The organism is Streptomyces sp. NPDC055103 (assembly GCF_053607625.1).
The window spans coordinates 1-24,137 of sequence record NZ_JBSGTX010000084.1; the positions used below are offsets into that span (position 1 = coordinate 1).

A 24,137-nucleotide genomic window follows, 5' to 3' on the forward strand; every position below is an offset into this window, starting at 1 on the left:
ACCGCGGCCGCGAACGGCGCGATCTTCGCCTCCGCCAGCGCACGCACCGACTCCCGGAGCATGTCGTGCTCCTCGGAGGGCCGATACAGGTCGAAATCAGCCGAACCCGCCACTTTTACTCCCACATTCATTAACTACCGTTAAGTAACCCAAAGAGTAGGCCGTTCCCCGGCGCCGGGCCAGGGCACGACTATGCTCGGGCAGGCATTCCGCCCGACGTCACTGGAGTACCGCATGGCCCTCAAGATCACTGTGATCGGCACCGGCTACCTCGGCGCCACCCATGCCGCGGCCATGGCGGAACTGGGCTTCGAAGTCCTCGGCCTGGACGTCGTCCCCGAGAAGATCGCGCTGCTGTCCTCCGGGCGCGTCCCGATGTACGAGCCGGGTCTTGAGGACCTGCTCGCGAAGCACGTGGCCGGCATCGAGGGATCGAGCGGCCGGCTGCGGTTCACCACCTCCTGGGAGGAGGTCGGCGCCTTCGGCGACGTGCACTTCGTCTGCGTGAACACCCCGCAGAAGCACGGGGAGTACGCCTGCGACATGAGCTACGTCGACGCCGCCTTCGCCTCCCTCGCCGCGGTCGCCCGCGAAGGGGCCCTGGTCGTCGGCAAGTCGACCGTGCCGGTCGGCTCGGCCGAGCGGCTCGCCGGCCTGCTGCCCGAGGGCGTCGACCTCGCCTGGAACCCGGAGTTCCTGCGAGAGGGCTTCGCCGTCCAGGACACCCTGCGCCCGGACCGGATCGTGGTCGGCGTGCCCTCCTCGGCCGGGGCGCCCTCCTCGTCCGGCGCGCGCGCCGAGAAGACGCTGCGCGAGGTGTACGCGGTGCCCGTCGGCGCGGGCTCGCCGTTCGTGGTGACCGACTTCCCGACGGCCGAGCTGGTGAAGACGGCCGCGAACTCCTTCCTCGCCACCAAGATCTCCTTCATCAACGCGATGGCCGAGGTCTGCGAGGCCTCGGGCGGCGACGTCGCCAAGCTGGCCGAGGCCATCGGCCACGACGACAGGATCGGGGCCAAGTTCCTGCGGGCCGGCGTCGGCTTCGGCGGCGGCTGCCTGCCCAAGGACATCCGCGCCTTCATGGCCAGGGCGGGCGAGCTGGGCGTCGACCAGGCGCTGACCTTCCTGCGCGAGATCGACTCGATCAACATGCGGCGGCGCGGCCAGATGGTGGAGATGGCGCGCGAGGCCCTCGGCGGGGACTCCTTCCTGGGCCGCCGTATCGCCGTGCTCGGCGCGACCTTCAAGCCGGACTCGGACGACGTCCGCGACTCCCCCGCGCTCAACGTGGCCGGCCAGATACACCTCCAGGGCGGCCAGGTCACCGTCTACGACCCGAAGGGCATGGAGAACGCCCGCCGCCTCTTCCCGACCCTGGGGTACGCCGACACGGCCCTGGACGCGGTGCGCGGCGCGGACGTCGTGCTGCACCTGACCGAGTGGCGGGAGTTCCGGGAGCTCGACCCGGCGGAGCTCGCCGCGGTCGTGTCGTCGCCGGTGCTCCTCGACGGCCGCAACGCTCTGGACTCGGCGCTCTGGCGGGCGGCGGGCTGGACGTACCGGGCGATGGGCCGCCCGCGCGCCTGAGACGCACGGAAGAGGGGGAGGCGGCGCCGGTCGGCGCCCCCTCCCCTCTCCGCGTACGGACTGTCGTACGGTCAGGCCGCGACCGGGCGGATCCGGTTCGTCCTCGCCAGGAACTCCGTCTCGCGCAGCGCCCTGGTGGCGTTGGCGTGGGCGAGCCCGACGAGGTCCTGGGCGGGCCAGCCCCGGCGGAGGAGCTCCGCGAAGAGCGGGACGTAGCCGACGGCCGGCGCGGTGGTGTGGGAGACGCCCGTGGACCGCGCGCCCGCCTCCGTACGCACCCGGTCGAGGACGTCGGCGTCGGCGGCCGGGTCGTCCGTGACCGTGACCATGCAGACGGCGCCGTTCTCGCCGAGGAGCCGCAGGACGTCGTCCGGGAGGGCCTCCGGCGCCGCTCTGGTCAGCAGGGCCGGGGCCCGGGTGACCGCCAGGACGCGGCGGACCGTGTCCTGGTCGGCGTCCGAGAGGTCCACGGCGAGGCCGAGCCGGTTCATCTCCCGTACGGCCTCGCGGGCGAAGCGGTCGAAGCGGGTGAGGTTCACGGCCCGTACGCCCAGGGCGTGGTACGCCCGCAGGGTGGCGGCCGAGCCGCCGATCGCGGGCCAGCCGACCGGCCCCAGAAGGGCGGCGACCCGGCCGCAGTTGCCGGCGTGGGCCATCTCCGCGGTGGTGTGCGCGAGCCGCAGGTCCTCGGGGCAGGCGGCGACGAGGGCGCGGACCGTGTCGATCCGCCGCAGCGTCCCGATGACGCCCTCGTCGGCGTCCACGTGCAGGGACCAGAACTGCGCTCCGGCCTCCCCCGCGCGGGCGGGCGGAAGATCCTCCGGGTCCAGCGCCCGGGGCAGTTCCGTATGGCCCTCGACGACGGGCTGGGCGGCCAGGATGGCGCGGGCCCGGGCCGTCTCGTCGAGCGGGGGTGGCGTCTCGGGGGGATCGAGCGCGCCGACGGCCGCCGAGAGGGGGGGATGATCGTCGAGATCTGCCATGGTGCTACTCCGAACTCGGTGATGCAGTACCGCCCCGCCAAATGCGACGGGGCAGTACCGTCCACCGTGCCACCGGCCCCGGCCGGGGGCGCGACGGAGTGGACCGTTCGAGTGACCGGCCCGTTACGGGGTGTCGCGCCCGTCCGGTGCGTCCAGCGCGTCGATCGTCGCGTTCGACGGGGACGTGCGGGAGCGGAGGTCGCGGGCGACCGATTCCGCGTCGCGGAGCGCTCGGACCGAGTTGGACCAGGTCAGCTTGGTGAGGTCCGGGTGCGACCAGCCGCGGTGCAGGAGCTCGGCGATCAGGTTCGGGTAGCCCGCGACGTCGTCGAGGCCGGCAGGCGTGAAGGCCGTGCCGTCGTAGTCGCCGCCGATGCCGATGTGGTCGATGCCGGCGGCCTCGCGCATGTGGTCGAGGTGGTCGGCGACCGTGGAGACGGTGGCGATCGGGCGCGGGTCGGCCGCCTCGAAGGCGCGGTGCAGCTTCATCGCCTCGGCGGTGGTGTCGAGGTGGTCGAAGCCGTGCGCGCGGAGGTTCTCGTCCGCTCGCGCGGTCCAGTCGACGGCCGCGGGGAGGATGAACTTCGGCACGAACGTGGCCATCGCGACGCCGCCGTTGGCGGGCAGCCGCTCCAGGACGTCGTCCGGGATGTTCCTCGGGTGGTCGCAGACCGCCCGGGCCGAGGAGTGCGAGAAGATCACCGGCGCCGTCGAGGTGTCGAGCGCCGCCCGCATGGTGGTGGCGGCGACGTGCGAGAGGTCGACGAGCATGCCGGAGCGGTTCATCTCGCGGACGACCTGCCGGCCGAAGGCGGAGAGTCCGCCGACGCCGGGCTCGTCGGTCGCCGAGTCCGCCCAGTCGTTGTTGGAGTTGTGCGTGAGCGTCATGTAGCGGACGCCCAGGGCGTGCAGCGCGCGCAGCGTGGCGAGGGAGTTGTTGATCGAGTGGCCGCCCTCGGCGCCCTTGAGCGAGGCGATACGGCCCTGTTGCCGGGCCGCCTCCATGTCGTCCGCCGTCAGCGCCGGGACGAGGTCGCCCGCGTACCGCTCCAGGAGTTGGTCGACGATGTCGATCTGCTCCAGGGTCGCACTGACCGCGTCGTCCCCGGCCAGCCGGCCCGGGACGTAGACCGACCAGAACTGGGCGCCGACGCCGCCGGCCCGCATCCGGGCGAGGTCGGTGTGGAGGGCGCCGGTCAAGTCCGCGCCGATGTCCATCCGGTCCAGGTCGTAGCGCACGTGCTGACGGAGCGCCCACGGCAGGTCGTTGTGACCGTCGACCACGGGGTGGCCCGCGAGCAGCTCGCGAGCCTCCGCGAGCCGGTCGGCCGCGCTCCCGGCCGCCGTGGCCCCGGCCGCCGAGCTCCCGGCCGCCGTGCTTCCGGCCGCCGAGCTCTCGGCGCCCACGTCCCCGGCCCGCGCGCTCACTTGCCGAAGCCGAACGAGTCCGCGCCCTCGACCTTGGCCCGCAGGCGCTTGCCCTTCTCCGTGGCCTGGTCGTTGAGCTCCTGGAGGAACTCGTTCATCCGGGTCTGCAGCTCGGGGTCGTGCGCGGCGAGGATGCGGGCCGCGAGCAGGCCCGCGTTGCGCGCGCCCGCGACGGAGACCGTCGCGACGGGGATGCCGGCCGGCATCTGCACGATGGAGAGCAGCGAGTCCATGCCGTCGAGGTACTTCAGCGGCACCGGCACACCGATGACGGGGAGCGGGGTGACGGAGGCGAGCATGCCGGGCAGGTGGGCGGCGCCGCCCGCGCCCGCGATGATCGCCTTGATGCCGCGGCCCGCGGCCTCCTCGCCGTACGCGATCATCTCGCGCGGCATCCGGTGCGCGGAGAGGACGTTGACCTCGTAGGGGATCTCGAACTCGTCGAGGGCCTGCGCGGCGGCCTCCATGACGGACCAGTCGGAGTCGGATCCCATGGCGATGCCGACGGCGGGGGCGGTGCTGATGCTGCTCACTCGGTGATCGTTCCTCGCAGATAGCCGGCGGCGTGACGGGCGCGCTCCAGCACGTCGTCCAGGTCGTCGCCGTAGGTGTTGACGTGCCCCACCTTGCGGCCGGGCTTCACGTCCTTGCCGTACATGTGGATCTTGAGCTGCGGGTCCCTGGCCATGCAGTGCAGGTACGCGGAGTACATGTCCGGGTAGTCGCCGCCCAGGACATTGCACATCACGGTCCACTGCGCGCGGGGCCGCGGATCGCCGAGGGGGAGGTCGAGAACCGCGCGGACGTGGTTGGCGAACTGCGAGGTGATCGCGCCGTCCTGGGTCCAGTGGCCGGAGTTGTGCGGGCGCATCGCCAGTTCGTTGACGAGGATGCGGCCGTCCGTGGTCTGGAAGAGCTCGACGGCGAGGTGACCGACGACCCCCAGCTCCTTGGCGATGCGGAGGGCGAGCTCCTGGGCCTGGCCCGCGAGTTCGTCGTCGAGGTCGGGCGCCGGGGCGATCACGGTGTCGCAGACGCCGTCGACCTGACGGGACTCGACGACCGGGTAGGCCACGGCCTGGCCGTGCGGGGAGCGGACGATGTTCGCCGCGAGCTCGCGGACGAAGTCGACCTTCTCCTCGGCGAGGACCGGGACGCCCGCGAGGAACGGGTCGCGGGCCTCCGCCTCCGTACGCACGAACCAGACGCCCTTGCCGTCGTAGCCGCCGCGCACGGTCTTGAGGATGATCGGGAAGCCCCCGACCTCGGCCGCGAAGGCCACCGCGTCCGCCGCGTCCGCGACGATGCGGTGCCGCGGGCTCGGTGCGTCGATCTCGTCGAGCTTGGCCCGCATCACCCCCTTGTCCTGGGCGTGCACCAGCGCGTCGGGCCCCGGGCGGACGGGGATGCCGTCCGCCTCCAGGGCCCGCAGGTGCTCCGTGGGGACGTGCTCGTGATCGAAGGTGATCACGTCACATCCGCGCGCGAAGTCACGCAGCGTGTCCAGGTCGCGATAGTCGCCGATGACGACGTCGCTGACCACCTGGGCCGCCGAGTCCTGCGGGGTGTCACTGAGGAGCTTGAACTTGATGCCGAGGGGGATGCCCGCCTCGTGGGTCATTCGGGCGAGCTGACCGCCACCGACCATGCCGACTACCGGGAACGTCACTCTCTTAGGGTATCCGCACCACCGGGGAACACTCGTCCGCCTGTGGTTTGTCACAAGGACAGCGCAGGTGGGGGCCTGGTTTCCCCATGGTTTACGAGGTACCCGGGCGGGTGACAGGGGGGCTGGTTAGCATGGTTGGGTTGACGTCGCCCGGACGTCAGCCGGACGGACGGGACTGAGCCATCACCATGAGTGAACCCGGCGCGCTGCGCATGCGACTCAACGGGCTCTTCCGTGAGGTCGCCAAATTCGGGGTGGTCGGCGGTCTCGGCGTCCTCGTCAACCTCGGCGTCTTCAACCTGGTCCGCCACTTCTCGGACCTTCCGGTGGTCCGGGCCAGCCTGGTCGCCACCGTCGTCGCGATCGGCTTCAACTACGTGGGGTTCCGCTACTTCACGTACCGGGACCGGGACAAGTCGGGGCGGACGAAGGAACTGTCGCTGTTCCTGCTGTTCAGCCTGGTCGGCATGGTCATCGAGAACGGCGTGCTCTACGCGGCGACGTACGGCTTCGGCTGGGACGGCCCGCTGGCGAGCAACTTCTTCAAGTTCTTCGGGATCGGGATCGGGACCCTGTTCCGCTTCTGGTCGTACCGCACGTGGGTGTTCCGTGCGCTGCCCGCGAAGGAAGCCGTGCAGACCGCCGAATCGTTCCTGGAGCAGACCCCCCGGCAGGCGACCCCGCGCCAGGCGGAGCGGCGCCAGCCCGACCGCGTCTGACCTGGCCTTTCATCGTACGGACTACCGTACGGGGCGCTCCCGCGTCTCCTCGACGCTCCTGACCTCGCGGCTCAGGAACAGCGCGAAGACCGGCGGGTGCTCCTTGAGCAGCTCCAGACGCCCGCCGTCCGCCTCCGCGAGGTCACGGGCGACGGCCAGGCCGATCCCCGTGGAGCTGCGGCCGCTCACCGCCCGCTCGAAGATCCGCGCGCCGAGGTCGGCCGGGACGCCCGGGCCCTCGTCCGTGACCTCGATCACCGACTGGTTGCCGGTGACCCGGGTGCGTACGGCGACGGTGCCGCCGCCGTGCATGAGCGAGTTCTCGATCAGGGCCGCGAGGACCTGGGCGACCGCGCCCGGCGTGCCGACGGCCCGCATCCCCTGCTTGCCCGAGTGGACGATGGCCCGCCCCGCGCTGCGGTAGGCCGGCCGCCACTCCTCCAGCTGCTGCTTGACGACCTCGTCGAGGTCGAAGGCGACGGCGGAGCCCGTACGGGGGTCGCGGGAGTTGGTCAGGAGCCGTTCGACGACGTCGGTGAGCCGCTCGACCTGGGTGAGTGCGATCGTCGCCTCCTCCTTGACCGTCTCCAGGTCGTCGGCGAGGGCGACCTCCTCCAGGCGCATGGAGAGGGCGGTGAGGGGCGTACGGAGCTGGTGCGAGGCGTCGGCGGCGAGGCGGCGCTCGGCGGTGAGCATCCGGGCGATGCGTTCGGCGGAGGCGTCGAGGACGTCGGCGACGCGGTCCAGCTCGGGCACCCCGTACCGCTTGTGCCGGGGCCGCGGGTCGCCCGAGCCGAGGCGCTCGGCGGTCTCCGCGAGGTCGGTCAGCGGGGACGCCAGCCGCTCGGCCTGGCGTACGGCGAGGAGGACGGCGGCGATGACGGCGAGCAGCGCGACCGCGCCGATGATCAGGAGGGTGCGGCCGACCTCGGCGGTGACCGTGGAGCGGGACTCCTCGACGACCACGGTCTCGCCGCGCTCGCCCTCGGCGAGGCCCCGGATGACGTCCCCGCTGGGCCGGGTGCCGATCTCGATGGTGTCCCGGCCGGGGATGCGGATCTGCGCGTACCGCTTGGCGCCGCTCTGCTCCGCGAGGATGTCCGGGTTGACGGGCTCGCCGCCGATGAGCCGGCTGTCGACGATGGAGACGATCCGCAGCGCCTCCGAGTCGACGCTCTCCTGAGCGCTGCCGGCGATCGTGCGGGTCTCGACGATGACGAGGGAGACGCCGAAGACGGCGATGACGACGAGCACCACGGCGAGCGTGGAGTTGATCAGACGGCGGCGCATGGCTTCACCGTGACTCAGCTCTTCTCGAAGCGGAAGCCGACTCCGCGCACGGTGGCGATGTAGCGCGGATTGGCGGCGTCGTCGCCGAGCTTCTTGCGGAGCCAGGAGATGTGCATGTCGAGGGTCTTGGTGGAGGACCACCAGGTGGTGTCCCAGACCTCGCGCATCAGCTGGTCACGGGTGACGACCCGGCCGGCGTCCCGGACCAGGACCCGGAGCAGGTCGAACTCCTTGGCCGTGAGCTGGAGCTCCTCGTCGCCCATCCAGGCGCGGTGCGACTCGACGTCGATCCGCACGCCGTGGGTCGAGGGGGCGACGACGGGCTCGGTGGAGCCGCGCCGGAGCAGGGCCCGGACCCGGGCGAGGAGTTCGGCGAGGCGGAAGGGCTTGGTGACGTAGTCGTCGGCGCCCGCGTCGAGCCCGACGACGGTGTCGACCTCGTCCGCCCGCGCGGTGAGGACCAGGATCGGGACCGCGTGGCCCTCGGCGCGCAGCCGCCGGGCGACCTCCAGGCCGTCCATGCCGGGGAGCCCCAGGTCGAGCACGACCAGGTCCACTCCGCCCTGCAGTCCGGCGTCGAGGGCGGTCGGGCCGTCCTCGCGGACCTCGACCTCGTACCCCTCTCTCCGCAGGGCACGGGCCAGCGGTTCCGAGATGGATGCGTCGTCCTCGGCGAGCAGTACACGGGTCATGGGGTGATGGTAGTCCGCACGGCCCCCGGGCCGTGGCGCGATCCGCTCGGCCCGGGTAACCCCTGGGGATCCTGTGGGCATCTAGCTCATGACCTTCGAATAGCCTTGTGTGGTTGCGTCGTCACCTGTGATCCATCTCTCAAGTCCTTCCATATCCGGCACTGTCGTGTCGTATGGTGTCTCGACGTCTGTAGCGGTAATCGGGGACCTTTGGCCAGCTTCATGCGCCGAGGTCCTCTTTCTGCGTGAGGTCGGCTCCGCCGGCCTCGTAAGACGGTGAACGACCTGTGGGCCGGGTTCCGGGACGCGTACACGCGTCTTCCGGGGCGTGGATCCCGGTGGAGTCCAACGGCTCCGCCGGTGCCGGCCTCCCCCACCGGGCGCACCCCGCTCACCAAGCGAGCGTCCCGACAGAGCAAGGATCGACATGGCGTCCAGCCTGACGACGGCTTCGACCGGAGTACCCCGGTACCAGAAGACGTTCCTCGGCCACCCCCGCGGCCTGACCACCCTCTTCTTCACCGAGATGTGGGAGCGCTTCTCCTACTACGGGATGCGGGCCCTGCTGGTGTACTACCTGGTCTCCGGCGGCGCCGACGCAGCCGTGGGCAGCCAGGGCGGCGGTCTGGCGATGAAGGCCGCCACCGCCACAGCCATCTACTCCGTGTACGTGTCGATGGTCTACCTCATGGCCATGCCCGGCGGATGGTTCGGCGACCGCGTCTGGGGCGCCCGCAAGACCGTCACCATCGCCGGTTTCGTGATCATCGCCGGTCACGTCTCGCTGGCGCTGCCCGGCGCGGCCATGTTCTTCGTCGGCCTCGCGCTGGTGGCCGTCGGCTCGGGTCTGCTGAAGGCCAACATCTCGACGATGGTGGGCCACCTCTACGACGGTCCCGAGGACCCGCGTCGTGACGGCGGCTTCACGCTCTTCTACATCGGCATCAACGTCGGCGCCTTCGTCGCCCCGCTCCTCATCGGAACGATCGGCAAGGAAGTCAACTGGCACCTCGGCTTCGCCCTCGCCGCCGTGGGCATGGCCCTGGGTCTCGCCGTCTTCCTGACCTTCTCCAAGAGCCTCAACCCGAAGAGCAGCGAGGTCCCGAACCCGCTGTCCGCCGACGAGCGCAAGGCGATCATCACCAAGGTCGCCGTCGTCGTCGCCCTCGTGGCCGTCTTCTACGGCATCGTCGTGGCCCTCGGCCTGTACACGCTGAACTGGGCCCTGGTCCCGCTCACCGTCGCCGGTCTGCTCATCCCGATCGCCGTCCTGGCCCGCATCAAGCGCGACAAGGACCTGAGCGCGGGCGAGCAGTCGAAGATGAACGGCTACATCTGGTTCTTCGTCGCCGCCGCCATCTTCTGGATGATCTACGACCAGGGCGGCTCGACCCTGTCGCTCTTCGCGGACGGCAAGACCGCCGACACCATCTTCGGCCTCGGCTTCTCCGCCACCTGGTACCAGTCCCTGAACCCGCTCTTCGTCATGGCGCTGGCCCCGGTCTTCGCCTGGCTGTGGCTGTGGCTGGCCCGTAAGAACCAGGAGCCGAACACCATCGTGAAGTTCGCGATGGGCCTGGTCCTCGTCGGCGCGTCCTTCTTCGTGTTCATCGTCCCGATGAACATGTCGAGCGACGGCACGATGGTCTCCCCGATGTGGCTCGTCACGATCTACATGATCCAGACCATCGGTGAGCTGTGCCTCTCCCCCGTCGGCCTCTCCGTCACCACGAAGATGGCGCCGAAGAAGTACGCCTCCCAGATGATGGGTGTCTGGTTCCTCGCCGTCACCGCCGGTGACTGCACCACGGGCCTGCTCTCCATCGCGGGCGTGGACCTGAACGGAACCGGGATCATCGCGATGCAGGCGACGCTCGCCGTCGCCGCCGGCTTCGCGATCTTCATGTACCGCAAGAAGGTCCAGGCGCTCATGGGCGAGGTCCACTGACCCGTCCCCTGGAACGGCCGAAGGCCGCCGCACCCGGTTCGGTGCGGCGGCCTTCGCCGTGCTCGGAGCGTCAGCGCCTCAGCCGCGCCCACGGTGTGAAGGTGAACACCGCGCCGCCGAGGAGGATGACCGTGCCCGCGACCAGGGCGAGGGCGCGCAGGGCGCCGTCGCTCTCGGCGCCGGTCTCGGCGAGGTTCCCACCGGAGGAGCCGCCGGAGACCGCCGCGCCACCGGAGCCCGAGCCGGAGCCCGAACCCGAGCCCGAGGTGCCCGAACCGCCGCTCGCGCCGCCCGCCTGCTTGCTGGTGTCCAGCTCGAGGGAGGCGTTCACCGCTCCCTTGACCTGGCACGGGATGTCCATCTTGGCGGAGCCGAGCGTGACCTTGATGGTCAGCGCGCCCGGGCTGAGCGTGGACTTCCCGGTCGCGCCGGGCTTGTACGTGCCCTTCATGTCCTCCAGGCTCACCGGTGCGCCCGCCGCGACCGCGGTGGGGTTGGGTGCGCCGGTGACCAGCACCGTGCCGCTGTCGGCTCCGCCGACCTTGACCGCCATGGTGGGGACGAGAGCTCCCTTGGGGAGGGGAGCCGGGCTGTCCATGACGCCCTTGGCCGTCTTGACGGTGAGGTCGTAGACGGCGCCGTTCTTCTTCGCGCTGATCGTCACCTTGGAGTTGATGCTCGGCGGGCCGGGGGACGTGCAGGTGAAGGCGACGGTGACCTCCTTGCCGGGGAAGTCGGTCTGCCCGCCACTGCCGCCGGAGGTCGAGCCGCCGGCGGAGCTGGAGCTTCCTCCAGAGGTGGAACCGCTGGAGGACGTCGAGCTGCCGCCCGAGGTCGTGGTCGAGCCGCCCGTACCGCCGGTGCCCGTGTGCCCGCCGGAGGTGGTCGTCGTGCCACCGGACGTGGTGGTCGTACCGCCGGAGGTCGACGTACCACCGGACGTGGTGGTCGTGCCACCGGACGTCGTGCCCCCGGACGTGGTGGTCGTGCCACCGGACGTCGACGTACCACCGGACGTGGTGGTCGTGCCACCGGACGTCGTGCCCCCGGACGTCGTCGTACCGCCGCTCGTGCTCGTGCCGCCGGAGGTCGTACCGCCGCTCGCCGTCACCTTGATCGTCGCGGCGACCGGGACCGCTTCCTTCGGTGTGCACTTCGTGTCCGTCGACAGCGGCTTGGACACGTTGATCGTGTACTTGTCGGGCGTCAGCGTGAGGTCACCCGCCGCCGTCAGCTTCAGCTTCCCCTTCATCTCGGGCAGCACCATCGGGCTGTTCTTCGGGATCGGCGGGTTGCTCCGCGGTCCCTCCATCGCGACGGTGCCGCTTCCCGCGCCGCCCACCTTCAGGGTGCCGCTCGGCTTCACCGTGTCGGCCCCGAGGTCGAGCACGTCGGGGTTCTTCGAGGCGGCCTGGACCGTCTTCCAGACGATCTCGACCTCGTCGCCGACCTTGGCCTCCGCCGGTGCGGTGATGAGCACCTTCGTCGTGCCCTGCACGGGCGGGAGCCCGGAGATGGACGGCGGGATGCACTCCGTCTTGTACGAGACCTCGGCGGCCTGTGCGGGGCCGGCGGAAATCAGGATCCCCGCGCCGCCGAGCATCAGCGCGACCCCGGCCGCGCTCATCCTCCGTTGCGTACTCACGCATGTCCCTTCGTCGTCGGACTGCTCTCTGGCGCTGACGGTGCGGAGTCAGGGCTGAACCACGGCAGGACCGTGGTCGGTTCGTCGTCCCTCGCGTCCTCGTTGGCGGAGGCGGGGACGGACGTGCGGGTACGGCGGCGCGGTGCGGCCGTACGAGTACGGGGAACCCGGGCGGACGCGCGGCCCGCGGCGGGGCGTCTCGCGGCGGGCCGGGCGCGGTCCACCACGGCCATCCCGATCCGGAAGAGCGCGGCCGGTACGACGACGGCGAGCAGCACCCAGAAGAGCGTCACGCCCCAGGGGCGGCCCACGCCCCACGGCTGCTCGACCAGGACCTTGCCCGCGTACCGCACGGAGACCTGGTAGTCGCCGTGCGCGCCCGCCGTGAGTTCGGCCGGCAGCCGGACCAGGGCCTTCTTGCCGGGTTCGATCGTGCCGCGCCACTGGCGTTCCTCGTACTGCGGCGCGAAGACGCCGTGGCTCGTGCCGACCTCGAAGACCGGGTCCTTGACGGCGGCCGAGCCGAGGTTGCCGACGGTGAGGACGACCTCCCGGCTCGGCGGTGCCCCGAACCAGACGAGGAGACCACTGGAGCCGTCGAGGCGGACGGCCGCGAGGACGGCGAGCCGCCCGTCGCCCGAGGCTCCGGGGAGCGGGGCCGTGGGGTGTCCGGCGACCGTGAACTCCTTGTCGACGGCGTCCTGTTGGCCCGTGACGCCGGCCACGTGCACCACGCAGGGGCAGGGCTTGGGCGGCTCGGCCACCGGGAGCTTCGCGCTGAACGCGCCCCTGGCGTCGACGGTCGCGGCCCTGCCCTCGCTGTTGGCGCAGGAGTTGGTGCCGCCGATGACGCCCTTGCCGGGGGCGGACTGGCCGCAGACCAGGAGCATGAGCAGCGCGCCCGGTTTCCAGCCGCTGCCGCTGACGGTGATCGTGCCGCCCTTGCCGCCCTCGGCCTGCGACAGCTCGACCACGGGCCCGGCCGCCGCCGTCGCGGTGGCCGCGGACGGCAGCGCGAGGGCGAGGGCCGTGAGCAGCGCGGTGAGCAGCGCGGCGGCCGTACGCGTCCACCGCATCGGTCTTGTCGCTCTCGTCGGCCTCATGTTGTCGCTCCCGTCGACGCTCGCTGGGTACGGGGCCCGCCGCGCCGCCGCGTCCCGTACCGGTGCCGGATCCCGTACGCGCCGCCGCCCGCCGCCGCGAGGAGCAGCCCGGCCGCGCCCGCGAGCGCGGGCCCCTCGGCGAAGGCCGTCTCGGCGCGGGCGGTGGCAGGGGCCGCGCCGGGGGCGCCGGCGGTCAGCCGGACGGTGACGGAGTCGAGGGCGGGCGGATCGGGCCAGGGTTCGGTACGGGTGGCCCGCTCGCCGGGGCGCAGGGTGAGCGGCAGGGCGCGCTCCGGCCGGTCGAGGACCGTGCCGAGGAGGCCTTCGGCGCGGACCGCGAGGGTCGGGGCGAGGATGGTCGTACCGCGGTTGACCAGGGTGTACCGGAGGGCGCCCGTGGTCTCGTCGACGCGGACGTCCTCGACGGTGAGCGCGGCGAGGCGCGGGCCGCTCACCCGCAGGCGCAGCTCCACGCCCACCTCGCGTCCTGCGGCCGTGGCACGCACGGTGCCACGGTGGTCGCCCGGCGGGGTGTCGGCGGTGACGGTCACCGCGAACGGCACGTCCGCGCGGGTCCTGGCCGGCACGGTGACGGTCCGCGCGGCGAAGGCCACCGGCGCGCCCTCCCCCGCGAGCCGTACGGTGAGCGGCCCCGCGCCCGGGTTGGTCACCGACAGGGTGTCCTGGAGGACGCTCCCCGCCGGGCCCTCCAGATAGGCGTACGGCCGTCCGGCAGCGGGCGCCGCCGTCCAGGCCTGGGCCCCTGGGGGAGGCGCCGCGACCGCGCCGACGAGGGCGGTCGCGGCGGCCACGAGCCCGGAGCGCACCGCCGGCCGCATCAGCGTGCCGTGCGCCGCGTGAGCCAGAGGACTCCGGCGGCACCGGTCAGCAGGACGGTGCCGCCGAGGGTCCCGAGGGCCAGGGCGGAGTCCAGCGGGCCGGTCTTGGGCAGTTCGGCCCCGGAGCCGTTGTCGTCGCCGCTGTCGTCGTCATCGGCCGGCGGGGTGTCGTCCCCGCCCGCGACCCCGGTCACGTCGAGCTCCAGCGAGGGCTTGGGGTTGTTCTTCGGGGTGCACTCGGCCGCGTCCATGCCGAGGGCGTGCACGATGAGCGTGCCGGCGGTGAAGGTGACCTTGCCGTTCTTCTTCGGCGTGAACGTCCCCGTCAGCGTGCCGATGCTGATCGGGGTGTCCGGCGGGATGGCCACGGTGTTCGGCGTGCCCTTGACCTTCACCGTGCCCTCGGCGGCGCCGCCGAGGACGAGCTCGGCGCGCGGGGTCATGACTCCCTTGGGGAGTTCGATCGGGCTGTCGGAGACGCCCTTCTCGAAGGACATCGTGATCGTGTAGCCGCTGCCGCTCTTGACGGCCTTGATGTCGACGGGCGAGACGGCGCTCTTCGGCCCGATCTTCGTCACGCACGCGTAGCTCACATCGACGACGGTCGCCTGGGCGGCCGGTGCGGCAGTCAGCACGGCGGCGCCCGCCACCGCGACCGCCGCCGTGAGACCGGCGGCCGTTCTCCTTCGGTTCGGCACCTTGGACACCGCGAGCACCCCTCACCGCAACTAACTGACGGTCTTTCAGATTGGCCGTCAAGGTACGCCGGGGGGCTTGCGGAGGGAAGCCAGAGGAGCGGGTGAACTTGTGAAAGTCCTAGGCGGGTGCGGCGAGTTCGGCCCAGACCGTCTTGCCGGGGGCGCCGGGGGTGCGCTCGATGCCCCAGTCGAGGCAGAGCCGCTGGACGATGAACATGCCGTGGCCGCCGGGTCGTCCGGAGCGGTGCGGGGTGCGGGGCGCGGGCTGGCCGGCGCCCCGGTCGGTGACTTCGAGGCGTACGGCGTGGGGGCCGCGCAGGACGCGCAGGCGTTCGGGGCCCTCGGCGTGCAGGCAGGCGTTGGTGACGAGCTCGGAGACCACGAGCAGGACGTCCTCGACGGCCGCCCTGCGGTCGGCGGTGGCGGCCGGGAGCCACCCCCACTCGTGGAGCGCCGACCGCGTGAAGTCGCGGGCGAGCGGCACGGTGCCGCTGGTCTCGCCGAGGGCGAGCGTACGGACGTCGGAAGCTTGGTCCATCAGCGCTTCACCTCACCGATTGACGAGACAGAGGGGCGGGACGTGCGGGCCGCGCGGGGCGGATGGTGCGGGTGGGACGTACAGCGGGGCAGGGGGGCGCGTCGCCGGCGTCAGCCGGGGAGGGCCGTGCCGAGCGTGTCGTGCAGGGTGAAGACGGCCTCGGCGCCGGTGATGCGGAACACCCGGGCCACCGCGGGCCGCATCGCCACCAGATGAACCCCGCCACCCGCGGCGTCCGCCCTCAGTCGGGCGCCGAGCAGCACGTTGAGCCCGGTCGAGTCGCAGAAGTCGAGGCCCGAGCAGTCGACGACGAGCCGTGAACGGCCCGCGTCGAGCGCGGCGTCGAGTGGTGTACGCAACAGTTCGGCGGTGTGGTGATCGAGCTCACCCGTGGGTACGAGGAGTTCGCTCGCGGCGTCCACGGCCCGGACCTCGACCCGCAGCCGCGCGGGCTGCGCGCTGCCGATGTGCTGGCGGTCCATGGCCGTGCCTCTTCTCGCTCTCGCGGATGCCGACTGACGTGCGTCGAACCCTACAAGCGGGGCACCCTCCCGCGCACACACGGGCCCACACGAATACCACCAAACCGGATTATTGGCACTTGCGACCATCGCCGTCCACCGGGTAGGGCTAGAAGGGAACACCGCACAGGAGATCCGACACGACCGGCCTCGGAGGCGCCGCAAACCGCAGCAGAAGAACAACGAAGGAGACCCATGTCACCCCGGCTCGACGCCCCGCGTACCCCCGACGCGCCGTCGGCAGCAGTCCCCCTCGACCACCTGCCCACCCAGTCCCGGGCCCATCCCCCTGCCCACTCCCCGACCCGGCCCTCGACCCACTCCCCGCAGATCCCGGCCCTGCCCGACCGGCCCCTGGACCGCATCGGAGCGGTCGACGCGCGCGCCCTGTCGAAGCAGCTCTTCGCCCGGCTCGCCGAACTGGAGGAGGGCACCCACGACCACGCGTACGTCCGCAACACGCTCGTCGAACTCAACCTGGCCCTCGTGAAGTTCGCCGCCGCCCGGTTCGGCAGCCGCAGCGAGCCGATGGAGGACATCGTCCAGGTCGGCACGATCGGCCTCATCAAGGCGATCGACCGCTTCGAACTGGCCAGGGGCGTCGAGTTCCCCACCTTCGCGATGCCGACGATCATCGGCGAGATCAAGCGGTTCTTCCGCGACACGTCCTGGTCCGTGCACGTGCCCCGCAGGCTCCAGGAGCTCCGGCTCGACCTCGCGAGGGCCGGTGACGCGCTCTCCCAGCGGCTCGACCGCGCCCCGACCATCGCCGAACTCGCGGAGGAGCTCGGGATCTCCACGGACGAGGTCGTCGAGGGCATGACCGCCAGCAACGCGTACACCGCGAGTTCGCTCGACGCCAGGACCGAGGAGGACGAGGCCGGCAGCGGGGACACCACCCTCGCCGACAAGATCGGCTACGAGGACGACGGGCTCACCGGGATCGAGTACATCGCCTCCCTCAAGCCGATGATCGCCTCGCTGCCCGCCCGCGACCGGCAGATCCTCTCCCTTCGCTTCGTCTCCGGCCTGACCCAGTCGGAGATCGGCACGGAGCTCGGCATCTCGCAGATGCACGTGTCCCGTCTCCTCTCCCGAACCCTCGCCCGGCTGCGCCGCGGTCTCACTCTGGAGGAATGACCTCCGCCGGCTCCCCCGAGCCGTCAAGATGGCTGCGGAAAGGGCCCGTTCACGGTCGACCGACCCGGACGGGCCCTTCCGCGCGACCCCGCGGCCGACCGCCGCCCGACCGCACGGTCGGGCGTCCACGCGGGGCCCGGCGACCACCAACCGCGTGACCGGAAGGCCTTGTTGACGCGCCGTCCGGATTGGGCCACATTGAGCCCGGGGATTCAGGGGGGAATCACATGGTTTCTGCGTACGCGGAACTGGAAGGGCGGATGCGCGACCGGCTCGGGGGCAGAGAATGCCTCTACGTGCCGTCGTGCCGCCTCAGTCTCTACCTCGCGCTGCGCCACTGGTGCGAGCCCGGCGGCCGGGTGCTGATGTCCCCGGTCAACGACGACGTCATCTTCTTCGTCGTGCTCGCCGCCGGGCTCCGCCCGGTGCAGGCGCCGCTCGACCCCCGGGACGGGTCGATCGACACGGCGGCCGTCCCCGAGTCCGCCTGGCGCGGCCTGTCCGCCGTCCTCACCACCAATCTGTACGGGAACCCCGACCCGGCACCGGAGCTGCGGGCCCGCTGCGACCGGCTCGGCATCCCGCTGATCGAGGACGCGGCCCACGCGATCGGCTCCACCGTCGGCGGGCGCCCGGTCGGCACGTACGGCGAGGCCTCCGTCTTCAGCCTCTCGAAGCACACCGGCGCCAAGACCGGCGGCTTCCTCACCCTCGCCGACCCGGCGCTTCGCGAGGAACTCACCGCCGCCCGCGACGCGTTGCTGCATTCCCCCCGCACGGTCGACGAACTCGCCTACCTGGCAAGGCCGTACGTGGAGTCCGCCGTGCGCGGGATGCGCCTCGTCGGAGCCGCGCGCGCGGTGATACGGCTGCTCGGGAAGGAGGAGCGGGAGGAGATCCGGATGCCGCTCCGCGCCGACGAGCTGCGGCGCGCCCTGCCGGCCGCGCCCGCGCTCGCCCCCTTCCACTCCTGGATCCGGGTCGACATGCACGACTACCGGCTCAGACCGGGGCCGGGGCGGCTCCGCCGCACCACCGGCAGACTGGCCCGGCTCGACGACGTCCTCGCCGTCCACCGCGCGGGCACGGCCCGGCTCCTGGCCAGCGAGTACGGCACGCCCGGCGCTCCGGACGCGCCGGCGCAGCCGCTGTTCCGGGTGCCGCTGCTCGTCGAGGACCGGGACGCGGCGACGGCCGCCCTCGCCCGGCACCGGATCACCACCGGCTACCTCTACGACCCGCCGCTCGACAACTACGCGGGCGAGGCGTTCACCGACCGCTCCCCCGCGCCGGAGGCCGCCGCCCGGTTCGCCCGCCAGGCCCTGCCGGTGGACCCGCGCCGCGCGGACGAGGTCCTGGACGTGCTGCGCGCGGCCGGAATCCGGCCCGCGCACCTGTCGGAGGCCACCGGCGGCGCCCGGTGACCGAGAGCGTACGGCTGCGGGGGACGGAGCATCCGGCGGCCGGGGATCCGGCGGTCGGGGATCCGGCGGCGGGGGATCCGGCGGCGGGGGATCAGTCGGCCGGGGTGTCCTCGGGCGGAGCACACTCACCCGCCGTGCCCGAGGCGAAGACCGGGGCCGAGGCGAAGACCGGGGCCGGGGCGAAGACCGGGGCCGGGGCGAAGGCCGCCGAGGGCGGCTCCGGGGGCGAGAGCTCCATGTTCCGCAACGCCTACGCGCTGATGCTCTCCACCGGCGTCTCCGCGGCCCTCGGGCTCGGCTTCTGGCTGGTCGCGGCCCGCTACTACACCGAGGAGGCCGTCGGCCAGGGCTCCGCCGCCATCGCCGCCCAGCGGATGCTCGCCTCCCTCACCGCGACGACGCTGACCGGCGCCGTCGTCCGGTACGTGCCCAGGGCCGGGCGGGCCACCGGGCCGCTCGTGGTCCGCCTCTACCTGGTCAGCACGGCGGTCGTGGCCGTGGCCTGCGGCGTCTTCCTGCTCACCCTCGACTGGTGGGGACCTTCGTACGCCCCGCTCGGCACCCTGTCCGCCGGGATCTTCTTCACCGCCGCCAGCGTCGGCTGGGCGCTGCTCACCCTCCAGGACGCGGTCCTCACCGGGCTCAGACGGGCGATCTGGGTGCCTGTCGGCAACGCCGTCTTCTCGCTCGGCAAGCTCGTGCTGCTCGTCGTGCTCGCCGTCGCCCTGCCGGTGCTCGGCGTCTTCGTCTCCTGGGCCGCGGCCATAGTCCTCTCCGTGGTGCCGGTCGGCTGGCTCGTCTTCCGGCGGCTGATCCCCCGGCAGGCGCACGCCGACCGGGACCGTGAGCCGCCCGGCATGCGCGAGATCGGGCGCTTCCTCGCCGGGGACTCCGTCGGCTCGGTCTTCAGCCTCCTCATGATCAGCCTGCTGCCGATGATGGTCGCGGTCCGGTTCGACGCCGCCCACAACGCCTTCTTCTACACGGCGTACACCGTCGGCGGCACGATGGAGTTCATGGCCATCAACATGGCCTCCTCGCTCACCGCGCACGCCTCGCACAGCCCCGAGTCGCTCGCCGAGGGCGTCAGGGGCGCGCTGCGCCGCATGACGCTCCTGCTGGTCCCGGTCGTCCTCGTCCTCGTCGTCTTCGCGCCGCTGATCCTCGCGCCGTTCGGAGCGGATTACGCCGAGAACGGCACGACCGTGCTGCGGCTGCTCGCCGCCGCCGCACTCCCCCGGGTCGCCGTCGAGCTGTACATCGGGGTGCTGCGCGTCCAGGGCCGTACGGGCATGCTCGCCGCGCTCCAGGGCGCGATGTGCGTCCTGGTCCTCGGCAGCGCGGTCTTCCTCCTCGGGCCCTTCGGCATCGCCGGCGCCGGGTACGCCGTCCTGGGCTCCATGACGCTGATGGCGGTGGCGTCGGTGCCGGGCCTGCGGGCCACTCTCAAGGGCCGGGCGCCGTCCGAGGGGGTCCGGGCCGCCGCGCGGGTGAAGGAGCGGGCGCAGGACGGGTACGGCACGAACTGGGCGCGGGAGAGCGCCTATCTGCGGGGGACGCACGACTCGGTGACGCCGGCGTTCGGCATCCCCGTGTACGTACCCCGGCAGCGTACCGACGAGCCGGCGGCCGGCGCCGCGCGCACGGGACCGAGCGTCCGGGGGGTCTCGGACCGATCGACCGCCCCCGACCGGTCGACGGCCCGGCTCCGGCTCGGTCTCTGGCTCGGCCTCGGCCTGGCCGCCGGGCTCTTCTGGCTGCCGCTCACCGGCTCGGGCACGCTCGATGTGGAGCGGCTCTCCGGGGCCGGTCTGCTGACGGCGCTCCCGCCCGTCACGCTCTTCGCGGGGCTGCTGCTCGTCGCCCTCCAGGGCCTCGCCGTCGGTCTCCGGGTCTTCCGGCCGCTCTTCGCCGGGGCGGTCCTGCTCGCGACGTTCCTCGCCCTGCACACCGCGCCGCCCCTGCTGGGCCTGCTGCCCGCCGCGGCGGGCGGCCCGGGTGCGGAACTCCTCGGCGGTGCGGACGGCCCGGCGGCAGCGGTGACCCCGATCGTGCTCCAGGCGCTGTGCCTGCTGCTCGCGGCGCTGCTGCTGCGGGTCCTCGGCGTGGGCGAGCGGGTCACGGCCGGGGCGGTGTGGGTGCTGGTCTGGGCCGGGTGGGCGGGGCAGCAGGCCTTCGCCGCCGCCCCGCTCCCGCTCTTCCTGGGCCTGGCCGGCGCCACGATGGCGGTCTGCGCCTTCCGCGGGCTGGCGGCGGGCCGCCGCTAGGCCGCTGTCAGCGGCGCGGCAGGGGCTGCTTGAAGTACGAGTCCTGGCCGGCGGTCCGATAACCCTCCAGGCCGGGCCCGGAGTTGATCGTCAGGTCGCAGCCGGGTCCTGGCACGGCGCGGTTCCAGTGCACGTACGCCTTCGCCTTCGGCAGCGTCGGCGCCACGCCCGGGATCGCGGTGTACCAGTCGCGCTGCCGCTCGGGCCGCTTCGGGTCGGGGGCGGTGGAGAACTCGGAGAGCATGATCGGCTTGTCGGCGGAGATGTTCTTCCGCAGCCATTCGTAACTGGGGCGCTGGGACTCGTCGAAGTCGAGCCAGTTCGGGGTGCGGTGGCAGAGGTAGTAGTTGTACTGGTCCATGCCGATCCAGTCGACGTAGGCGTCGCCGGGGTAGAGCTGCTTCATCAGAGCGGCGTTGCCGAGCCAGCCGGAGACGGTCCAGACCCACACCACGTTGGTGACGCCCAGCTTCTCGAAGCGGTCGCGGACGTGGCGGTAGGCGGCGACGTACTCCTCCGGGGTACCGGCGCCCTGCTCGATGCGGAAGTCGGCCTCCTGATCGAAGGCGAAGAAGACCCGCTTGCCGTACTCCTTGACCCGGAGGGCTTGCGGGTCGATGACCGAGGTGTCGTACGCGCCGGCGGCGACGTTCTTCCAACCTAGCTGCTTCTCAGTCCAGTTGGCGTGATGCTTCTCGGTCCACACCGTGGATTCCCAGGCCAGCATGAGGAGTCGGTCGCGGCCGAGTTCCCGCTCGTCGGGGGTGAGCAGCTCGCCGTCGGCCTTGCCCCCCGACATGTCGTGGTACGTGTAGACGAGATCGAGTTTGCGGCCGATCTTCTTCTCGAAGGCGTACACCGGCCGGGTGAGCGAGCTGTCGCTGTCGTGCGGGATGTACGCACCCCACCAGGCTCCGCAGGGGGCGACGAGCGAAGTGTCGGGCACGCAGCGGTCGTCACTCTCGGAGAGGGTCGACCAGACGCCTATGCCGGCGGTCAGCGCGCCGACGGCGGCGAGCGCGATCGCGAGCCGGGTCCAGGGAGCCTCCTTGCCGTGGCGCCCGGTCATGCGCCCCCACCGGTCCTTCGTTTGCGGAATCGGGCCGTGAGCAGGGTGGTGCGCCCGGACGTGCGGGTGCCGTCACGCTCGACGGCGCCGCGCGTGGCGGCCGGCAGCGGCACCCCGGGCAGGGTGGCGGCGACACTCACGAAGACGGCGAGGACGACAAGGAAGGCGGTGAGCGAGAAGGCCTTCGTCAGGAACAGCGGGGTCGCGGTGAGGGTGGCCACGGAGAGGCTGACGGGCGCGGCGAGCGCCAGGGCCTCCAGGCGGGCGCCGGGCCGCAGCCCGAGGGGCTGCGGGAGCAGCATCGCGAGGCCCGGCGCGAGGAAGACGAAGGCGAGGACGGGGATCCAGCGCAGCGGGGACGCTCCGGGGAGCGCGGTCGCGGCGAGGGCAATCCACCCGGAGGCCGCGAGGGCGGCTCTGCGCTGGACTCGTGGGGTCAGACGTGGGCCGACCATGGCTACCTGCTCCTCGTGTGTGCGTGCGGTCCGGGACATGTGCGGTGCGGGGCGGCGCGTCAGCCGCCGGTGGTCGGCCGGTAGCGGAGGGCGATCCCGTACTGGCTCTCCTCCATGACCTCGAAGAGCGGCGATCTCTTGAGTGCGTCCCGGAGGGTGTCGAAGCCACCCTCCGGGAGGTAGCCCTCGCCGATGACGGCCTCGCTCTGCGTGGGGGTGAGGATCACGTAGGCCGGGCAGTCCACGGGGATGCCGCCCGCGAGGTACCCGGCCGGGTCCTTCAGCATGCGGAGGTTCTCGTCGACCTCCTGCTCGGTGAAGAACCAGCGCTCGTAGTGGTCGTAGCGGTAGTACGCGTCGGCGAAGGCGCCGGTCGCGGCGATGATCAGCGCGCCGTCGGGCGCCCGGTCGAAGGCGCGGCGGGTGAGCGCGGTCTCGCCGGGCGGCGCGTAGTGCATGCCCTCCTTGCCGTAGTAGGAGGGCAGGAAGCCGCCGAGCATGGCGACGAGGGTGACGGGCAGGGCGACGGCGGCCGTGCGGCGGGCGATCGCGGCGGCCCGGCTCGCGGCCCCGACGGCGGGAACGAGCGCGGCGGCGGCGAAGAAGGCCGAGCCGGGCAGACCGAAGAGGTAGACCCGGAAGATCATCTCGCCGCCGTAGTCGTTGACGGCGAACGCCGGGAGGGGCGCCGCGGCCGCGAGGACCAGCGGCAGGGCGCTGCGGGCCAGCTTGTGGCGGAGCAGGACGGCGACGGCGGCGAGCCCGCCGAGGGCGAGGACCATCAGGACGTTGGCGCTGCCGACGAGCTCCGGGCCCGGGCCCGTGGGGTCGCCGGCGAAGCCTGGACGGGAGTTGCCGAGAAGGTCGCCGGCCTTCTCGCGCAGGGTGCCGAGGGTGCCCAGGAAGAGCTCCCGGCCCATGGTGAGGTTCCAGACCAGCATGATCAGGACGGTGGTGGCGAGGAGCCAGAGGTTGCGGTAACGGCGGGTGAGGCAGAGGGCGAAGAGGGTCGCGCACAGCATCATTGGGGTGAGCTGGTGCGAGGCGTTGACGGTGGCGATGATCGGGACGAGGAAGAGGACGGCGACCGCGCGCTGCCGGGGCGTCGTGGGCGGCGGGACGGCCGCGGCGGCCGGGTCGAGCCTGGTGCGGTCGCGGAGCGTGCCCGCCGAGCCGGGAAGCACGAAGTGCCGGACGACGACGGCGAAGACCGTGAGGTAGAGCAGGTACGAGAAGCCCTGCGGGGAGAGGTAGTCCTGGCCGACCCAGTTCGCCAGCTGGAAGATCCACACACCGGTCCACACAAGCCGCCAGTCGTCGCTGAAGGTGCGGTAGACGAGAATGAGGACGGGCACGGTGAGCAGACCGAGCACGACCGGGGCCCAGTTGATGAAAGAGGCGGCGGTGTCGACGCCGAAGGCGCGGACGAGGGCCGCGTCGAGGGAGAAGAAGCCGGGCCACTGGTCGTAGGCGGACATGCCGCCGGAGAGCCCGCTCCCGGGGCGGACGTAGCCCTCGGCGAGCAGTCTGCTGATGATCGCGTCGTGCTTGGACGCCCAGGCGTAGCGGACGGTGTCGTAGAGGATCGCGGGGGGCGCCTTGAGGGCGACGAGCATCGCCGCACAGTAGGTGGCGGGCCAGAGCGGCGCGGTGCCGGCGCGGCGGAGAGTGAGGACGAAGCCGCCCGTCAGGACGGCGAGGGCGGCGTAGAAGCCGAGCGGGAAGCGGTCGAGGAGGCCGAACTCCCCGATGCCCCGGAAGTCGATGCGAGGCAGCGCCCAGAGCCAGAGCCCGGCGGCGAGAAGGAGCGGGGCGAGGTTGAGGGCGGCCGGGGCACGGAGCGCGGCGAGGGAGCCGGACCGGGACCGGGGGGCGCGGGCCGCCGCGGCCTCCCGCTGCGCCGCTTCCCGCTGTGCCGCTTCTCGCTCCGCGCCTTCCCGGTCCCGCGCGGAGGGCTGCGACGGCACGCCGTCGCTCCCGGTCACCGGTGTTGCCGGCGGATGGTGCTGCACGACGGTTCTCCCCCCACTGTCCCCTTGGTGAAGCAAGGGAACGTACTTCGGATATGTGCCCTGATTCAACTCTCGTCAGCAATAAGGGAGTTGATGATCTTGTGAGGCAA

Annotated in this window: 21 protein-coding genes; 6 read left to right on the forward strand and 15 right to left on the reverse strand. The window is 72.3% G+C overall.

What is annotated here, in order from left to right; translation table 11 throughout:
- Positions 1-234: 234 nt before the first annotated feature.
- The gene (locus ACWFR1_RS35105) at positions 235-1,587 is read left to right on the forward strand and encodes a UDP-glucose dehydrogenase family protein (protein ID WP_453558675.1); all 1,353 of its coding nucleotides are present in this window, start codon (positions 235-237) and stop codon (positions 1,585-1,587) included.
- Positions 1,588-1,658: 71 nt separating this feature from the next.
- Here ACWFR1_RS35105 and ACWFR1_RS35110 read toward each other — a convergent pair whose 3' ends face one another.
- From ACWFR1_RS35110 to ACWFR1_RS35125, 4 genes are all read right to left on the reverse strand, one after another.
- Positions 1,659-2,570: a membrane dipeptidase gene (locus tag ACWFR1_RS35110; RefSeq protein ID WP_453558677.1), complete on the reverse strand. Its 912-nt coding sequence runs from the start codon at positions 2,568-2,570 to the stop codon at positions 1,659-1,661.
- Between the two features lie 123 nt (positions 2,571-2,693).
- The gene (locus tag ACWFR1_RS35115) at positions 2,694-3,872 is read right to left on the reverse strand and encodes a dipeptidase (RefSeq protein WP_453558731.1); all 1,179 of its coding nucleotides are present in this window, start codon (positions 3,870-3,872) and stop codon (positions 2,694-2,696) included.
- 122 nt (positions 3,873-3,994) lie between these two features.
- Positions 3,995-4,492 carry a 5-(carboxyamino)imidazole ribonucleotide mutase gene (gene purE / locus ACWFR1_RS35120; RefSeq protein WP_453558734.1) on the reverse strand — a complete coding sequence of 166 codons (498 nt, stop codon included), beginning with the start codon at positions 4,490-4,492 and terminating at the stop codon, positions 3,995-3,997.
- 35 nt (positions 4,493-4,527) lie between these two features.
- Positions 4,528-5,721 carry a 5-(carboxyamino)imidazole ribonucleotide synthase gene (locus ACWFR1_RS35125; protein ID WP_453558680.1) on the reverse strand — a complete coding sequence of 398 codons (1,194 nt, stop codon included), beginning with the start codon at positions 5,719-5,721 and terminating at the stop codon, positions 4,528-4,530.
- 134 nt (positions 5,722-5,855) lie between these two features.
- On the opposite strand from ACWFR1_RS35125, the gene ACWFR1_RS35130 reads away from it, so the two are divergent.
- Positions 5,856-6,386, forward strand: coding sequence for a GtrA family protein (locus ACWFR1_RS35130; RefSeq protein ID WP_453558683.1), 531 nt, complete (start codon positions 5,856-5,858; stop codon positions 6,384-6,386).
- A 21-nt stretch (positions 6,387-6,407) separates the two neighbouring features.
- Here ACWFR1_RS35130 and ACWFR1_RS35135 read toward each other — a convergent pair whose 3' ends face one another.
- Both ACWFR1_RS35135 and ACWFR1_RS35140 read right to left on the reverse strand, forming a co-directional pair.
- Positions 6,408-7,676 (reverse strand): ATP-binding protein, encoded by a 1,269-nt coding sequence (locus tag ACWFR1_RS35135; protein WP_453558686.1) that lies wholly within the window; start codon positions 7,674-7,676, stop codon positions 6,408-6,410.
- A 14-nt stretch (positions 7,677-7,690) separates the two neighbouring features.
- Positions 7,691-8,368, reverse strand: coding sequence for a response regulator transcription factor (locus ACWFR1_RS35140; RefSeq protein ID WP_329279450.1), 678 nt, complete (start codon positions 8,366-8,368; stop codon positions 7,691-7,693).
- A 427-nt stretch (positions 8,369-8,795) separates the two neighbouring features.
- On the opposite strand from ACWFR1_RS35140, the gene ACWFR1_RS35145 reads away from it, so the two are divergent.
- Positions 8,796-10,316 carry a peptide MFS transporter gene (locus tag ACWFR1_RS35145; RefSeq protein WP_453558690.1) on the forward strand — a complete coding sequence of 507 codons (1,521 nt, stop codon included), beginning with the start codon at positions 8,796-8,798 and terminating at the stop codon, positions 10,314-10,316.
- A 70-nt stretch (positions 10,317-10,386) separates the two neighbouring features.
- Here the strand turns inward: ACWFR1_RS35145 and ACWFR1_RS35150 are convergent, their stop codons facing one another.
- From ACWFR1_RS35150 to ACWFR1_RS35175, 6 genes are all read right to left on the reverse strand, one after another.
- Positions 10,387-11,943 (reverse strand): hypothetical protein, encoded by a 1,557-nt coding sequence (locus ACWFR1_RS35150; RefSeq protein ID WP_453558693.1) that lies wholly within the window; start codon positions 11,941-11,943, stop codon positions 10,387-10,389.
- Between the two features lie 14 nt (positions 11,944-11,957).
- A complete protein-coding gene (locus ACWFR1_RS35155; protein ID WP_453558695.1) occupies positions 11,958-13,064 on the reverse strand; it encodes a neocarzinostatin apoprotein domain-containing protein in 1,107 nt (368 codons plus the stop codon).
- Positions 13,061-13,903, reverse strand: a complete 843-nt coding sequence (locus tag ACWFR1_RS35160; RefSeq protein ID WP_453558698.1) for a COG1470 family protein — start codon at positions 13,901-13,903, stop codon at positions 13,061-13,063. The genes ACWFR1_RS35155 and ACWFR1_RS35160 overlap by 4 nt, the downstream gene beginning before the upstream one ends.
- Complete coding sequence (locus ACWFR1_RS35165) at positions 13,903-14,601, reverse strand: peptidase (protein WP_453558736.1); 699 nt, start codon at positions 14,599-14,601, stop codon at positions 13,903-13,905. Before ACWFR1_RS35165 ends, ACWFR1_RS35160 begins: the two co-directional genes overlap by 1 nt.
- 118 nt (positions 14,602-14,719) lie before the next feature.
- Positions 14,720-15,139, reverse strand: coding sequence for an ATP-binding protein (locus ACWFR1_RS35170; protein WP_453558701.1), 420 nt, complete (start codon positions 15,137-15,139; stop codon positions 14,720-14,722).
- 110 nt (positions 15,140-15,249) lie between these two features.
- Positions 15,250-15,621, reverse strand: a complete 372-nt coding sequence (locus ACWFR1_RS35175) for an STAS domain-containing protein (RefSeq protein WP_453558703.1) — start codon at positions 15,619-15,621, stop codon at positions 15,250-15,252.
- A 234-nt stretch (positions 15,622-15,855) separates the two neighbouring features.
- On the opposite strand from ACWFR1_RS35175, the gene ACWFR1_RS35180 reads away from it, so the two are divergent.
- The 3 genes from ACWFR1_RS35180 (at position 15,856) to ACWFR1_RS35190 (ending at position 20,491) form a co-directional block, all read left to right on the forward strand.
- Positions 15,856-16,800, forward strand: coding sequence for an RNA polymerase sigma factor SigF (locus ACWFR1_RS35180; RefSeq protein WP_453558706.1), 945 nt, complete (start codon positions 15,856-15,858; stop codon positions 16,798-16,800).
- 227 nt (positions 16,801-17,027) lie between these two features.
- The gene (locus ACWFR1_RS35185; RefSeq protein WP_453558708.1) at positions 17,028-18,224 is read left to right on the forward strand and encodes a DegT/DnrJ/EryC1/StrS family aminotransferase; all 1,197 of its coding nucleotides are present in this window, start codon (positions 17,028-17,030) and stop codon (positions 18,222-18,224) included.
- A gap of 134 nt (positions 18,225-18,358) precedes the next feature.
- Positions 18,359-20,491, forward strand: a complete 2,133-nt coding sequence (locus ACWFR1_RS35190) for a lipopolysaccharide biosynthesis protein (protein WP_453558710.1) — start codon at positions 18,359-18,361, stop codon at positions 20,489-20,491.
- A gap of 7 nt (positions 20,492-20,498) precedes the next feature.
- Here ACWFR1_RS35190 and ACWFR1_RS35195 read toward each other — a convergent pair whose 3' ends face one another.
- From ACWFR1_RS35195 to ACWFR1_RS35205, 3 genes are read right to left on the reverse strand one after another with little or no spacing between them, the layout of a single operon-like run.
- Complete coding sequence (locus ACWFR1_RS35195) at positions 20,499-21,560, reverse strand: glycosyl hydrolase (RefSeq protein WP_453558713.1); 1,062 nt, start codon at positions 21,558-21,560, stop codon at positions 20,499-20,501.
- Positions 21,557-22,015, reverse strand: a complete 459-nt coding sequence (locus ACWFR1_RS35200; RefSeq protein WP_453558716.1) for a hypothetical protein — start codon at positions 22,013-22,015, stop codon at positions 21,557-21,559. Before ACWFR1_RS35200 ends, ACWFR1_RS35195 begins: the two co-directional genes overlap by 4 nt.
- Positions 22,016-22,074: 59 nt before the next feature.
- Positions 22,075-24,027 (reverse strand): hypothetical protein, encoded by a 1,953-nt coding sequence (locus tag ACWFR1_RS35205; protein WP_453558719.1) that lies wholly within the window; start codon positions 24,025-24,027, stop codon positions 22,075-22,077.
- Positions 24,028-24,137: the final 110 nt, after the last annotated feature.

Excerpts from the sequence above, each read along its gene's own strand:
- ACWFR1_RS35195 (WP_453558713.1), bottom strand. The coding sequence starts at position 21,560 with ATGACCGGGCGCCACGGCAAGGAGGCTCCCTGGACCCGGCTCGCGATC.
- ACWFR1_RS35185 (WP_453558708.1), top strand. The coding sequence starts at position 17,028 with ATGGTTTCTGCGTACGCGGAACTGGAAGGGCGGATGCGCGACCGGCTC.
- ACWFR1_RS35110 (WP_453558677.1), bottom strand. The coding sequence starts at position 2,570 with ATGGCAGATCTCGACGATCATCCCCCCCTCTCGGCGGCCGTCGGCGCG.
- ACWFR1_RS35130 (WP_453558683.1), top strand. The coding sequence starts at position 5,856 with ATGAGTGAACCCGGCGCGCTGCGCATGCGACTCAACGGGCTCTTCCGT.
- ACWFR1_RS35150 (WP_453558693.1), bottom strand. The coding sequence starts at position 11,943 with ATGAGCGCGGCCGGGGTCGCGCTGATGCTCGGCGGCGCGGGGATCCTG.
- ACWFR1_RS35200 (WP_453558716.1), bottom strand. The coding sequence starts at position 22,015 with ATGGTCGGCCCACGTCTGACCCCACGAGTCCAGCGCAGAGCCGCCCTC.
- ACWFR1_RS35175 (WP_453558703.1), bottom strand. The coding sequence starts at position 15,621 with ATGGACCGCCAGCACATCGGCAGCGCGCAGCCCGCGCGGCTGCGGGTC.
- ACWFR1_RS35170 (WP_453558701.1), bottom strand. The coding sequence starts at position 15,139 with ATGGACCAAGCTTCCGACGTCCGTACGCTCGCCCTCGGCGAGACCAGC.
- purE (WP_453558734.1), bottom strand. The coding sequence starts at position 4,492 with ATGGGATCCGACTCCGACTGGTCCGTCATGGAGGCCGCCGCGCAGGCC.
- ACWFR1_RS35160 (WP_453558698.1), bottom strand. The coding sequence starts at position 13,903 with ATGCGGCCGGCGGTGCGCTCCGGGCTCGTGGCCGCCGCGACCGCCCTC.
- ACWFR1_RS35155 (WP_453558695.1), bottom strand. The coding sequence starts at position 13,064 with ATGAGGCCGACGAGAGCGACAAGACCGATGCGGTGGACGCGTACGGCC.
- ACWFR1_RS35140 (WP_329279450.1), bottom strand. The coding sequence starts at position 8,368 with ATGACCCGTGTACTGCTCGCCGAGGACGACGCATCCATCTCGGAACCG.
- ACWFR1_RS35105 (WP_453558675.1), top strand. The coding sequence starts at position 235 with ATGGCCCTCAAGATCACTGTGATCGGCACCGGCTACCTCGGCGCCACC.
- ACWFR1_RS35180 (WP_453558706.1), top strand. The coding sequence starts at position 15,856 with ATGTCACCCCGGCTCGACGCCCCGCGTACCCCCGACGCGCCGTCGGCA.
- ACWFR1_RS35135 (WP_453558686.1), bottom strand. The coding sequence starts at position 7,676 with ATGCGCCGCCGTCTGATCAACTCCACGCTCGCCGTGGTGCTCGTCGTC.
- ACWFR1_RS35145 (WP_453558690.1), top strand. The coding sequence starts at position 8,796 with ATGGCGTCCAGCCTGACGACGGCTTCGACCGGAGTACCCCGGTACCAG.